Consider the following 12,813-nt stretch of genomic DNA (forward strand, 5'->3'; position numbering starts at 1 on the left):
GCACTTACGCTTAACGCGCCTCGGGCATCAGCCGCGCCAGGATACCGGCCTCGTCCAGGCCTGCGACCGCGCCCGCCGTCTGCCCGCGCCGCCCCTCCAGCCGTGTCGCCACGTAACCGTCGGATACGGCAGCGGGCGCCCGTCGCAGCAGCACCGACGCGCTGAGCAGCACGGCCAGGCGTTCGGCGTACCAGCGCGCTTCGCCCTCCGGCACCGCGCCCGGCCAGCGGTCTCGATGCGCCTCGAGCGCGGCATCGTAGCGCGGATCGGCCCCCGCCGCCGCGTCAAGCTCGGCATGGAGCGCCTCGGCCGCCATCGGCTCGCGGGCGAGCGTGCGCAGGATGTCGAGGCATATGACATTGCCCGACCCTTCCCAGATCGCATTGAGCGGGGCTTCGCGATAGAGCATCGGCAGCGGCGTATCGTCGACATAGCCCATGCCGCCCAGGCACTCCATCGCCTCGGTCACCACGGCCGGGCAGCGCTTGTTGGTGAGATACTTCGCAAGCGCCACGGCGATGCGGGCGAACGCCCGGTCATGTTCCGTGTCGCCATCGAAAGCCTGCGCCACCCGCAAACCCAGCGCCAGCGCCGCCTCCCAGTCCAGCGCCAGGTCCGCCAGAACCGCACGCATCAGCGGCTGGTCGATCAGACGCCGCTGGAAGGCGCTGCGGCCCGCGCACCACCACGCGGCCTCGGCCAGCGCCGCATGCATCAGCCCGGTAGGCGCAATGGCCGTGTCGAGCCGCGTGTGGTGGACCATCTCGATGATCGTGCGGACCCCCGCGCCCTCCTCGCCCAGCATCCGCGCCCAGGCCCCGTGATACTCGATCTCGGCGGAGGCGTTGGCGCGGTTGCCCAGCTTTTCCTTCAGGCGCATCAGGCGGATGCCGTTGCGTGCCCCGTCCGGCGTCCAGCGCGGAACCAGAAAGCAACTCAGCCCGCCCGGCGCTTGCGCCAGCGTCAGAAACCCGTCCGACATCGGCGCCGAGCAGAACCATTTGTGCCCTGTCAGCCGCCAGCCTTCGGCATCGGGCGCGGCGCGGGTGGTGTTGGTCCGCACGTCGGATCCGCCCTGTTTCTCTGTCATCGCCATGCCCATCGTGGCGCCGGATTTCTGCGCCAGCGGCAGCGATGCGCCGTCATAGCTGCGCGACAACAGTTTCGGCCTCCACTCCGCCTGCAAATCCGCGTCGGCACGAAGCGCTGGCACCGCGGCATAGGTCATGGTCATCGGACAGCAGACACCCGGCTCCACCTGGCTGAGCATGTAGACCATCGCCGCATGGCCCACATGCCCGCCTGCCGCGTCCTCCCAGGCCATCGCGGCATAACCGGCGCCGAGCCCGAGCTCCATCAGGTCGTGATAGGAAGGGTGGAAGCGTACCTCGTCCAGCCGCCGCCCCCCGCGGTCGAACAGAACCAGCTCCGGCGTCTGGCGGTTGGCCTCGAGCCCGGCCTCACGCCAACGCTCGTGCCCGGCCTCTGCACCGAAAGCAGCCAGCGGGGCCGCCTCGACCCCCGCCGCAGCCACGGCTTCCGCCAAGACGGGATCCCACAGATCGGCATCGCCGCGCGGCGGTGGCTGGTTGAGCACCTCATGGGTTTCGAGCTCGGCTTGCGGACGGAAATCGGTCATGGCGGGGCCTCCTGATGCGGACCTGTCCCAAGGCTAACGCCAGAGTACCGGTCCTGGAAAGCCCCGCCCGTCCGGTGCCGCGACGTCACTCCGGGTTGTCGATCCGCGCGGTGATCCGCACCCGGCCCGCCACCGGCTCCGGCCAGTTGAGCCAGACCTCCTGGCCGCCCGCCCCCTGCCCGGTCCGGACCCAGGGCTGGGCATAGACCGTGGCGCCCGCGGCATTGCTGATCGCGCCCTCCGGCACCACCCCGGTGACGGTACGCGCCCGCGCCCCGAAGGGCAGCTTGCTGTCGAAGGCCACCGCCCAGGTCGATTGCGCGCTCCCCTCGACATGATCCTGCACGACCGGGTTGGCGATGAACTGCGTGATCCCGTTGAAGGTGTTGCCCTCGATTCGGATGTTGCGCATGCGAAAGTAGTCGAGCCCAGCGATGCTGTCATCCACGCGCTCGACCCGGTCCACGGTGGCGTTGAAGGTGCGGAAGGTGTTGCCGCTCAGCGTCAGCCCGTGGATGAAATGTCCGGGCCCGTAAGGCTTGACGATGAGCCAGCGGAACCACGGTCCGACTCGCGAGGCGATGAAGATATTGCCGGTAACGCTCAGCCCGCCGAAGGAAAACTCCGACGAGAAATCGGGTGCCGCGTCATGCTCGTTGCCCCATTCGATGAAACCGTTGTCAATGTAGTTGCCGCTGATCGTCGTGGCGGTGTTGGGCGTGGTCAGAACCAGCCCCGCCTGCCGCACACCGTTGGGCTCGGTGTCGCCCTGGAAGAAGTGATTGCCGCTGATCAGGTGCCCGGTGCCGTTCACTACCCCGAAATGAGCAAACATCATGCCGCGGTTGTCCCGCACCTTCACGTCGTTGGCGTTGACGTTGAAGGCGATGGAGCGGCGGTCCTGCGCACGCAGCGGCTGCTCATCCGACAAGAACTGGTTACGGTCGAGCAGCATGCCCTGGCATCCGGTCCCGATGGAGGTGATGCCGCGATCCTTGGGCCGCGTGATGAAACAGTCCCGGACATGGAAGATCAGCCCCTGGCGCGCCAGCATGATCGCGCTGCACTGGCCGTTGCACTGGAACTCGATATCGTCCAGCACGAAGGAATTGAGCGCGTCGAAGCCGCTGAAGTCCAGCATGTACTGGTGGCGGGTAAAGGTGAAGGTCTGGGTTCCGGCGGCATTGTAGAGCGGCTGGCTAAGAACAAGCTGCCCCGCGCCCACATTCTTGTCGCGCACATAGACCTCGCGGCCGACGCCGCTGCCGGTGACACGCGCGCCGATGGGGATCTGATCGGCATTGGCGACATTGTCCAGACGGGTCGGGAAAGCCGTGTCATAGCTCGCCTGCGCCTGCACCACCGCATCGTCCCAGGCCGGGCTCGGCTGCGCGTCGAGCTGACCGTTGCGGATCGCGCGGCGGGTCAGGAAGGAAGTCTTGTTCTCCACCGCCGCCTGCACGTCGATAGGCTCGGTGAGCTGCACGCGCCGCCCGCCCATGTCCAGGCTCTCGTGATCGGTAAAGTTCATCAACGCCTGCAATGCTTCGCGCAGGGCCTGCGGCTCGTCACCGCCGAAGGCTTCGATATAGCTGGGCAGATCGAAATTCTGCATCAGCGACAGACGCGCGGCGACCGGCATGTCCAGCCGGCCCTGGAAGCGGATGCGCGACGACACAGAGATCGAGCTGGCGATGTGGAAAACGCCTTCGGGCACCAGCACCGTGCGGCCCTGCGCCGCGTCGTCGGCAGCCACGAAAGCCGCGTGATCGTCGGTTACGCCGTCGCCTGTGGCCCCGAAGTCGCGCACATCCACCCAGTCCATGAGCTCGCGCAGGAAGACGCTGGTGGCGTCCTCGATCTCTATGTCGTCGATGCGCACCACGCCGCCGGTGTCGCCCGTCAGATCGAGCCCGAAATGCCCGAAGAGCGCAGTGGTGCCCCAGGGCATGTCCACCCCCGTCCGCGCCCCGGTTCCGACGATCGCCTCGACGAGGACGGCCTCGCCATATGTGGTCAGTTGGACGGACGGGCCGGTCTCCAGGACGCCCGCGACGTGAGCGCCACCCGCCCCCCCGGCCCATGCCGCGATGCGCACTGCGGGAAGGTTGCCGCTCACCGCCTTGACGCGCGCCCGGACACGCAGGTAGCAGCCGGGCAGAAGCGGCGTCTCCCCGGTAAATCGAAGCTTCTGCACCGGCTCTGTCTTCAGAAGCTCCAGCGCGCCGCCAAAATCCTGGTCGGCGGGCACGAAGGCCGCGTTTGCCGCGCCCTCGTAGATCGGCGATCCGGGCGTGCCGTCGCCACTCGACCAGACATCGAGACCGGCCGCAAAGGGCGGCGGCATCAGGACTAGCCCATCGGTTACTGCCTTGTTCATCAACCATCCTTTCATTCACACAGATCCGGCCCCGAAGCGCCGGACGTACGGGCCTCCGGCACTGGGAGGTATCTCGCGGGAAAGGCCGCGGTCACGGGCTGGATACCCGGCGCACGGCCGGATGGGCGCCTAGCATTTGCGCCGTAAGGACCGGGTAAAGTCACCGCGCGCCTTAAGCATTGCTTAACCATGCTTGAGGACCATCGCGGCCTTACTGTCAGGGCGCGCGATGCTCCGCTTGATGACGATCTGCTTGCTTCTGCTCCCGCCCGGCATCGCCGGCGCGGACGCCTGGCCGCGCGGCAAGGGTCAGGTTTTCGCCGCGGCCAAGCTGCGGCTGCCAAACCGCGACACGCGCCATTCGGGGACCCGCGGGGTCTTCGCCGAATATGGCCTGACGGACAAGCTGACGCTGGGCGCCGAACAGGATCAGGGCAGCGGGGCGCGCGTCTTCCTGCGCTGGGCGAAGCTGCGGCCCGGCGGCTTGGTGACAGCGCAGTCCTTCGGACTGGCGGAGAGCGACAACCCCTACGCAGATGTCCTGGTGGAAACCGGGCTCCATGCCGGCTATGGGTGGGAAAGCCGCCTCGGCGCCGGCTGGATCAGCCTCGACAGCCGTTTCTCGGCCACGCCGCAAGGCATCTGGGACCATGCCAAGCTGGACCTTCTGGCGGGGGTCAAGCCGGTGCCCCGCCTGATGACGATGTTGTCCGTGGAAACCCATGCCGAACCCGGCGCGACCTTCGTCAATCTGGTGCCGTCGCTGGCCTGGCGTCTCTTCCCCGTCTTCACGATCCAGGCCCGCTACCGCACCCCGCTGCACGGCGGCGCGGCGCGCCAGATCGAATTCGCGCTCTGGACGAAGTTTTAGGGGCGGGTCCTGGGAAGCACGAGGGGACGGCGTTGAGGCCCCATCGGCCAGTTGGAGCAAAGGGCGAGCCCGATCCTGGGCGCTTGCCTCCGGCACATCAAGACTGCGCGCTGCACTGAAGCGCCAGCCTCCCTCAGGCCGCCAGTTCGCCGGCCAGCCCCTTCTCGATCAGCGCGATGGTCTCCTCGACGCCGTAAAGCGCGATGAATCCGCCGAAACGCGGACCCTGGCTGGCGCCCAGAAGCACCTCGTAGAGCGCCTTGAACCAGTCGCGAAGCGGCTCGAAACCGTGCGCCTTGCCAACCGCGAAGACAAGGCTCTGCAAAGCCTCGGCATCCAACCCGCCCTGCCAGTCGCGCAGCCGAGCGGCAAGGTCCTCCATCGCCGCGCGTTCCCGCGCGTCGGGGGCGCGGAAGCGGCGTTCGGGCGCCACGAAATCATGGAAATACTTGACCGCGAAATCCGCCGCGGCGTCGAGATCGGGATGGGTCTCGGGGCCGGCATCCGGCGCATAACGGCGGATGAACCCCCAGAGCGCGTCCTTGTCCCGCGCGCCCGACACGCTGGCCAGGTTGAGCAGCATCGCGAAAGGCACGACCAGCGTCGAGGCCGGCACCTCGCCGCCGTGGATATGGAAGACCGGATTGTTGAGCCGCGCGGCCGCGTCCTGCCCCTCATAGGCGCGCAGATGCTGGTGATACTCGTCCACCGCCTTGGGGATCACGTCGAAATAGAGCCGCTTGGCCGTCTTCGGCTTCTGGTACATGAAAAGGCTCAGGCTCTCCGGGCTGGCATATTTCAGCCAGTCCTCCATCGACAGCCCGTTACCCTTTGACTTGGAAATCTTTTGCCCCGCCTCGTCCAGGAAAAGCTCGTAGTTGAAGAGTTCCGGCGCCGGTTCGCCCAGCGCCCGGCAAATCTTCGCGCTCAGTTCCGCCGACGGGATCAGGTCCTTGCCGTACATCTCGTAATCCACGCCCAGCGCAGCCCAGCGCATCCCCCAGTCGGGTTTCCACTGGAGTTTCACATGCCCGCCCGTGACCGGAACCTCCACCTTCTCGCCATCCGGTTCCTGGTAGACGATCGTTCCCTTGGCGACGTTTCGCTCCAGCGTGGGCACCTGCAGCACATGCCCGGTCTTCGGGCTGACCGGCAGGAAGGGGGAATACGTGTTGACCCGCTCGGCCTCGACGCCGCCGAGGCTGGGCAGCATGATTTCCATGATCTTGTCGAACCGCTCCAGCACGGTCAGGAGCGCCTCGTCGAAGCGACCCTCGGCGTAGTACTGGGTGGAGGACGCAAATTCATACTCGAAACCGAAGCGGTCGAGAAACGCGCGCAGCCGCGCGTTGTTATGCGCCCCGAAACTGTCATGCGTGCCAAACGGATCGCGTACGCGCGTAAGCGGCAGGTGCAGATCCTCGGCCATCTCTTCGCGGTTGGGCACATTGGTGGGCACCTTGCGGAGCCCATCCATGTCGTCGGAAAAGCACAACAGGCGCGTGGGAATATCCGAGATCAGCTCGAAGGCGCGGCGCACCATCGTGGTGCGCGCGACTTCGCCGAATGTCCCGATATGCGGCAGGCCCGACGGCCCGTAGCCTGTCTCGAACAGCACATGGCCCTTTTCCGGCGCGCCTTTCCCGTAGCGTTTGAGCACCCGGCGCGCCTCCTCAAAAGGCCAGGCTTTCGAGCGCATCGCGGCATCGCGGAGATCGGTCATTGGGTCCATCCAGTGTTCAGGCCGGGCGCGATCCGTCCGCGCCCGGTGCCGCTACCTATTGCCCCGCCGCAAAGCCGTCAATATTGTGCAAGTGCAGAAACCCCGGAGATTGACCCCGTGAGCACAGAGCTTCCCGCCCTTACACCCCAGGACGCGCTTGTCGCCGTCATGATCGCCGTCTCCGCGTCCGACGAGAGGATGCGCACCTCCGAACTGGTGACGATCGAGGATATCGTGAACCACCTGCCGGTCTTCGGCGATTACGATGCCGACCGCATCCGCTGGATTTCCCAGACGGTGCTCGACCTCTTCGAGGAGGAAGACGGGCTCGACGCCTTCTTCGGGCTGATCCGCGACAGCCTGCCCGACAAGCTCTACGAGACGGCCTATGCCCTGGCCTGCGACGTGGCCGCTGCGGATGGCCGGCTGCTGGAGAGCGAACTGCGTCTGCTGGAGGAAATTCGATACGAGTTGAACATCGACCGCCTGCACGGCGCCGCCATCGAACGCGGGGCGCGCGCGCGCCACATGACGCTCTGAGCGGCGCGCGGGGGCGTCAGGCCCCGTAGACCTGCGCCCAGCGTTCGATAAGCCGGTGCTGCAACCGCCGCGCGCGCACGGCCCAAGGCCGCGCGCCGGGCGGGCGGTCCCGGTATTCCGGCGGAATCGCGGCGCGGCGGTCGGGATCGGCGGCGAAGATCGCGAAAACCATCCTGCGCCCCCCCGGCTCTTTCATGTAGCCCGCCAGCCCGCTCACGAAATTCAGCGTCCCGGTCTTGGCCATCGCCTGCACCGGATGGGCGCGCATCGGGCGGCCCTTGTCGTCGCGGAACGCCACCGGCTTGAGAAGCGTGCGCAGCGGCCCGTCCCAGCCCGCGCGGCAAAGAACCTGCACCATCGACTGCGCCGAGACGCGCGACGCGCCGCCCAGCCCGGAATGGTCCACAAGCTCTGCGCGGCGAGCGCCGTAGCGCGCCGCCAGCCAGTCCGACATCGCTCCGGCGGAGGCTGCCAGCGTGTCGCCGGGCCCGCCGCGGGCGCGCGTCGCCGTCAGGCCCACGACTTCGGCTGTAAGGTTGGTGGAGTATTTCAGCATCTCCAGCAGCAGGTCCGACAGTTCCGGCGCGGCGTACTGGGCCAGAACCGCGCCGTCCTCCGGTGCGACGCCGGGCTGAGGGCGCGGCACCGACAGCCCCTCGGCACGGGCGACGGTGTGAAAGACCTCCGCGGCATAGCCCTCGGGCCGGCGCACCGGCAGCCAGCGGCCGCCGCCTTTGCCCAGCGCCTTGCGCGACACCGTCCAGACATCGCGCCCCTCATCGGCGCTGTAGGTATAGACCGGCGTGGTCCGGTCCACGATCTCCATCCGCGAGATCCGCACCGCCGGACGATGGCTGGCCGAGCGCGCATCCATCGTCAGGTCATAGTCCCCGCCATTACGCTTCCACTCGAAGAAGACGCGGTTGTAGTTGAGGTTGAGCCCCGATAGCGCCGCGTTGTAACCGGCATGATCCGGTTGGCCGGGGTCGATCTGCGGCAAATGCGGCAGCGCATCGGCGTCCACCAGCAGCCGCCCGTCGATCCGGCGCAGACCGAACGCCTTGAGGTCGCGCACCATCGCCGCGACCGCGTCGGTGTCGAGCGTAGGATCGCCGCCCCCCTGCAATACCAGATCGCCCTTGAGGACACCGTCCTCCACCGGGCCGGTTCCGATCAGCCGGGTGCGGAAGCGATAGGCCGGGCCGAGCGTCTCGAGCGCATAAAGCGTGGTCAGCGCCTTGGCCACGCTGGCCGGCGGCTGGCCAAGAAGCGGCGCGCGGGTCTCCAGCATCTCGCCGGTGTCGGCGTCGGCCACGGCATAGGTGACGCGGCCCGTGAGGCCCGCCGCATCGACCAGCGCCTCTACCCGCGGGATCGACCTGCGGCGTAAATCCGGATCGCGCGGAAGCGGGCGCAGCGAGGCGGTGGGCGCATTGGCCAGGACCGGGGCGGCCAGGATCGACATCAGACCGGCCAGAAGGCTGCGGCGCAGCGGATCGCGGATGGGATCGTTTCGAGCCATGCGCGAAGTAAACCTCATACTGGAACGCCGCTCAACCCTGCGCTGACCACGCGCCGCTGTTTCGGATCGCGGTGGAGGACGCATCGACCATCGGCAAATTCACGAAACACCAAGCCGGGGGCGCCATGACGGCGAGACGCGGCCCCATCGCCGCCGGAATCTTGGCGTAGCGGTAGATCCGCGCCGCGCGCGAGACACGCGCGGAAATCCGCTCGCCCGGCCGCGCCAGCACGCCGACCGGTACCTCCTGCATGATGCTCCGCCAGTTCTGCCAGCGGTGGAAGCCCGCCAGATTGTCGGCCCCCATCAGCCAGACGAAGTGCACACCGGGATAAAGGGCGCGCAGCCGCGACACGGTCTCGGCGGTGTAGCGGGTGCCGATACGCGCCTCGATATCCGTCACCAAGATGCGCGGGTGATCGACCAGCGCCCGCGACGCCGCCAGGCGCGCCTCCAGGGCCGCAGGCCCGCGTGTCTTGAGCGGGTTGCCCGGACTGACCAACCACCACACCCGGTCGAGCCTGAACCGCTTGAGCGCGGCCAGGCTGATATGCAGATGCCCGCGATGGGGCGGATCGAAGGATCCGCCCAGCAGACCGATCCGCTGACCGGGAAGGGCAAGGGGCAATTCGTGGCGCATCTTTTCCCCTTCGCCGCCCCCCGACCCTCTGTCAATCTAAAGATTGGGCGAAAGAGCGGGCTTGATCCGGCATTTTAGTTGACTTAAGTCAACGATCATGTTTGCCGATCCGATTTCCCGCCTCCGCCGTTTCAACCGCGCCGTCACCAGCGAGCTCGGTGTGCTGGACAATTCATTCCTCGGGCGCGGCCGGCCGCTTGGTGCCGCGCGGGTGATCCACGCGATCGGGCCGGACGGCGCGGAAGTGGGTGCGATCCGCAATACGCTGAACATTGACAAGGCGCTGCTCAGCCGGCTTCTGAAATCGCTGATCACCGAAGGTCTGGCCGAGTTGCACGAAGACCCTGCCGACGCGCGCCGCCGCATCGCCCGCCTGACGCCGGCCGGGCGGGCCGAACTTGACGCCTACAACGCACTCTCCGACGCCCATGCCCGCGCCCTGCTCGACCGGCACCCGGCACCCGGCGCCCTGCTCGAGGCGATCGACCTCGTGGCCTCGGCGCTGGCCCGCGACCGTATCGGGATCGTGCCCGCCGACCCCCGAAGGGACGCCGCACGCCGCTGTCTGGAGGCCTATTACGAAGAACTCGCCCACCGCATCGCGGGCGGATTCGACGTGACGCAGAGCTGCGATCCGGATGCAACCGACATGACCCCGCCCCGCGGCGCCTTCTTCCTCGCTGTCTCCGACGGGCTCGCGGTCGGCTGCGCCGGGCTGAAAGGCAGCGGCGGGCCGGTTGCCGAGGTCAAACGGCTCTGGGTTGCGCCGGGCGCCCGCGGTCTGGGGCTGGCCGGGCGACTGATGCGGCGGGTGGAGGACGCGGCGCATGACCTCGGCATCGCCACGCTGCGGCTCGACACCAACAGTGCCCTTCCCGAGGCCGTGGCGCTCTACCGCAATGCCGGCTGGACCGAGATCGACCGCTTCAACGACGACCCCTACCCGGATATCTTCTTCGAAAAGCACCTCTGACAGGGGCATTCCGGGCTCAGCCATCGGGGTCGGTATGCAGAAATGCGCCCCGACACGGTGTAGTTCGTGCAACGGGCTGCCGGGCGGCGCCGCGAATTTACCCTTCGCCACGGTTTCAAAATTGCCAAAGTCGGGCCAGTTGCCTAGAACCGCGGGAAACCTCTCCAACGCTCAAGGGTCCAATTCATGGCTTCCTACCAGTATGTCTACCACATGGACGGGGTCTCCAAGACCTATCCCGGCGGCAAGAAATGCTTCGAGAACATCCGTCTGAGCTTCCTGCCCGGCGTCAAGATCGGCGTCGTGGGTGTCAACGGCGCGGGCAAGTCCACCCTTCTCCGGATCATGGCGGGCATCGACAAGGATTTCACCGGCGAGGCCTGGGCCGCGAAGGGGGCGCATGTGGGCTACCTGCCGCAGGAGCCCGAGCTCGATCCCGCGCTCGACGTGCGCGGCAACGTCATGGAAGGCGTCGCCGCCAAGCGCGCCAAGCTCGACCGGTTCAACGAACTGGCCATGAACTATTCCGACGAGACCGCCGATGAAATGGCGCGCCTGCAGGACGAGATCGACAGCGAGAACCTCTGGGATCTCGACAGCCAGATCGACGTGGCGATGGAGGCCCTGCGCTGCCCGCCGGACACCGCCACGGTGGACAGCCTCTCGGGTGGCGAGAAACGCCGCGTCGCGCTCTGCAAGCTGCTGCTCGAAGCCCCGGACATGCTGCTGCTGGATGAACCGACCAACCACCTGGACGCCGAGACCATCGCCTGGCTGCAACAGCACCTGATCGACTACAAGGGCACGATCCTGATCGTCACCCATGACCGCTACTTCCTGGACGACATCACCGGCTGGATACTGGAACTGGACCGCGGCCGCGGCATCCCCTACGAGGGCAACTATTCCGCGTGGCTGGAACAGAAGGCGAAGCGGCTGCAACACGAGGCGCGCGAGGACAAGGCCCGCCAGAAGACCCTGGAACGGGAACTGGAATGGATCCGCGCCGGCGCCAAGGCGCGGCAGGCCAAGTCCAAGGCCCGGATCAACGCCTATGAGGAAATGGCCGGCCAGTCGGAGCGCGAGAAGCTCGCGCGCGCTCAGATCATCATCCCCAACGGGCCGCGCCTGGGCTCCAAGGTGATCGAGGTCGAGGGGCTGGCCAAGCATTACGGCGACAAGCAACTGATCGAGAACCTCTCCTTCTCGCTGCCGCCCGGTGGCATCGTCGGGGTGATCGGGCCCAACGGCGCGGGCAAGTCCACGCTCTTCCGGATGCTCACCGGGCAGGAGGAGCCCGACACGGGCTCGATCAGCTATGGCGATACGGTCGAGCTGAGCTATGTCGACCAGTCTCGCGATGCACTCAATCCCGGCAAGACCGTCTGGGAGGAGATATCGGACGGGCTCGACGTGCTGCCGCTCGGCGATGCCGAGATCAACTCGCGCGCCTATTGCTCGGCCTTCAACTTCAAGGGCGGCGACCAGCAGAAGAAGGTCGGCGTGCTCTCGGGCGGGGAACGCAACCGCGTCCACATGGCCAAGCTCTTGCGCGCGGGCGGCAACGTGCTGCTGCTCGACGAGCCCACCAACGACCTGGATGTGGAGACGCTGCGCGCGCTGGAAGACGCACTGGAAAACTTCGCCGGCTGCGCCGTCATCATCTCCCACGACCGCTTCTTCCTCGACCGGCTTTGCACCCATATCCTGGCCTTCGAGGGCGAGGCCCATGTGGAATGGTTCGAGGGAAATTTCGAGGCCTACGAGGAAGACAAGATCCGGCGGCTCGGCCCGGATTCGGTGGAGCCCAAGCGGGTGAAGTACAAGAAGTTTGTGAGGTGAAATAATATCCTCATGAGAAAAATTGGCGAAATTCCAATGAAAGTCTACCAGATCAGGCCGGAAGTGGCAGGTTTTTCAGACTTTCCTCAAGATGACGGGCGAAGGAGTCGTCGTGAATATGCCCGTGTTCGTGATGTTCCCGAAGAGCGTGGAATCCGGCGCGACCGTTCTTGACACCCCGCCGAAACGATGATCCATTTCACCCGTCAGGGTTGTGTGCGTGGTGGTGTCATGGATTGTCGAGCGAGATCTGAAGCCCCGCGCCACGAGCAACGCTCCTGTTCACGCTCACCATTGCGCCATTGGCTTGGAGGTCAGATTTGGCCTGCAGTTGTTCTTGTGAGCCTTCTGGCGCTACCCGGCGCTTCGCATTCGAGGGATATCCATCCTGACTACAGCGCAATCGAGCCGCTCGAGAGTTTCCGGGAATGCGATTCCTGTCCCGAGATGATTGCATTGCCGACGGGTCGTTTCATAATGGGCGCTCCTTTGAAGGAATCCGAACAGGTATATTTGTTCTGGAACCATCCAAAGCCCGACGGAGAGCCCATGGGCATGACCTGCCCCCAAAAAACCGGGCCATTCAAAATGAGAGTTTGTTCTCGTAACGTTCAAAATGACGAGGAGAACAGACGATGCGCAAATCACGTTTCACCGAAGAACAGATTGTCGGGATCCTGCAG

General features: G+C 66.4%; 9 protein-coding genes. 4 read left to right on the top strand and 5 right to left on the bottom strand.

The genetic code is table 11. The features are described from left to right. Positions 1-10 precede the first annotated feature (10 nt). Entirely contained in the window at positions 11-1,639 is a 1,629-nt protein-coding gene (locus DDZ14_RS17835) for an acyl-CoA dehydrogenase family protein (RefSeq protein WP_109426337.1), read from the bottom strand. 85 nt (positions 1,640-1,724) lie between these two features. Then, complete coding sequence (locus DDZ14_RS17840; RefSeq protein WP_109426338.1) at positions 1,725-4,019, bottom strand: glycosyl hydrolase family 28-related protein; 2,295 nt, start codon at positions 4,017-4,019, stop codon at positions 1,725-1,727. A 229-nt stretch (positions 4,020-4,248) separates the two neighbouring features. Here DDZ14_RS17840 and DDZ14_RS17845 point away from each other — a divergent pair, with 229 nt between their 5' ends. Then, complete coding sequence (locus tag DDZ14_RS17845; RefSeq protein ID WP_109426339.1) at positions 4,249-4,890, top strand: hypothetical protein; 642 nt, start codon at positions 4,249-4,251, stop codon at positions 4,888-4,890. A 133-nt stretch (positions 4,891-5,023) separates the two neighbouring features. Here DDZ14_RS17845 and DDZ14_RS17850 read toward each other — a convergent pair whose 3' ends face one another. Further along, complete coding sequence (locus DDZ14_RS17850; RefSeq protein WP_109426340.1) at positions 5,024-6,613, bottom strand: lysine--tRNA ligase; 1,590 nt, start codon at positions 6,611-6,613, stop codon at positions 5,024-5,026. A gap of 117 nt (positions 6,614-6,730) precedes the next feature. Here DDZ14_RS17850 and DDZ14_RS20035 point away from each other — a divergent pair, with 117 nt between their 5' ends. After that, on the top strand, positions 6,731-7,153 hold the full coding sequence (locus DDZ14_RS20035; protein WP_255417517.1) for a tellurite resistance TerB family protein: 423 nt from the start codon (positions 6,731-6,733) through the stop codon (positions 7,151-7,153). A 16-nt stretch (positions 7,154-7,169) separates the two neighbouring features. On the opposite strand, the gene dacB is transcribed toward DDZ14_RS20035, so the two are convergent. Continuing rightward, positions 7,170-8,675: a D-alanyl-D-alanine carboxypeptidase/D-alanyl-D-alanine-endopeptidase gene (gene dacB / locus DDZ14_RS17860; protein WP_109426341.1), complete on the bottom strand. Its 1,506-nt coding sequence runs from the start codon at positions 8,673-8,675 to the stop codon at positions 7,170-7,172. Positions 8,676-8,706: 31 nt separating this feature from the next. Then, the gene (locus DDZ14_RS17865; RefSeq protein ID WP_109426342.1) at positions 8,707-9,315 is read right to left on the bottom strand and encodes a nicotinate-nucleotide adenylyltransferase; all 609 of its coding nucleotides are present in this window, start codon (positions 9,313-9,315) and stop codon (positions 8,707-8,709) included. 97 nt (positions 9,316-9,412) lie between these two features. Here DDZ14_RS17865 and DDZ14_RS17870 point away from each other — a divergent pair, with 97 nt between their 5' ends. Together DDZ14_RS17870 and ettA are read left to right on the top strand one after the other, a co-directional pair. After that, positions 9,413-10,288: a helix-turn-helix domain-containing GNAT family N-acetyltransferase gene (locus DDZ14_RS17870; protein ID WP_109426343.1), complete on the top strand. Its 876-nt coding sequence runs from the start codon at positions 9,413-9,415 to the stop codon at positions 10,286-10,288. Between the two features lie 186 nt (positions 10,289-10,474). Then, positions 10,475-12,130: an energy-dependent translational throttle protein EttA gene (ettA, locus tag DDZ14_RS17875; protein ID WP_109426344.1), complete on the top strand. Its 1,656-nt coding sequence runs from the start codon at positions 10,475-10,477 to the stop codon at positions 12,128-12,130. The last annotated feature ends 683 nt before the right edge of the window (positions 12,131-12,813 follow it).

It is taken from the genome of Maritimibacter sp. 55A14, from assembly GCF_003122205.1.
Classification (GTDB): Bacteria; Pseudomonadota; Alphaproteobacteria; order Rhodobacterales; family Rhodobacteraceae; genus QEYE01.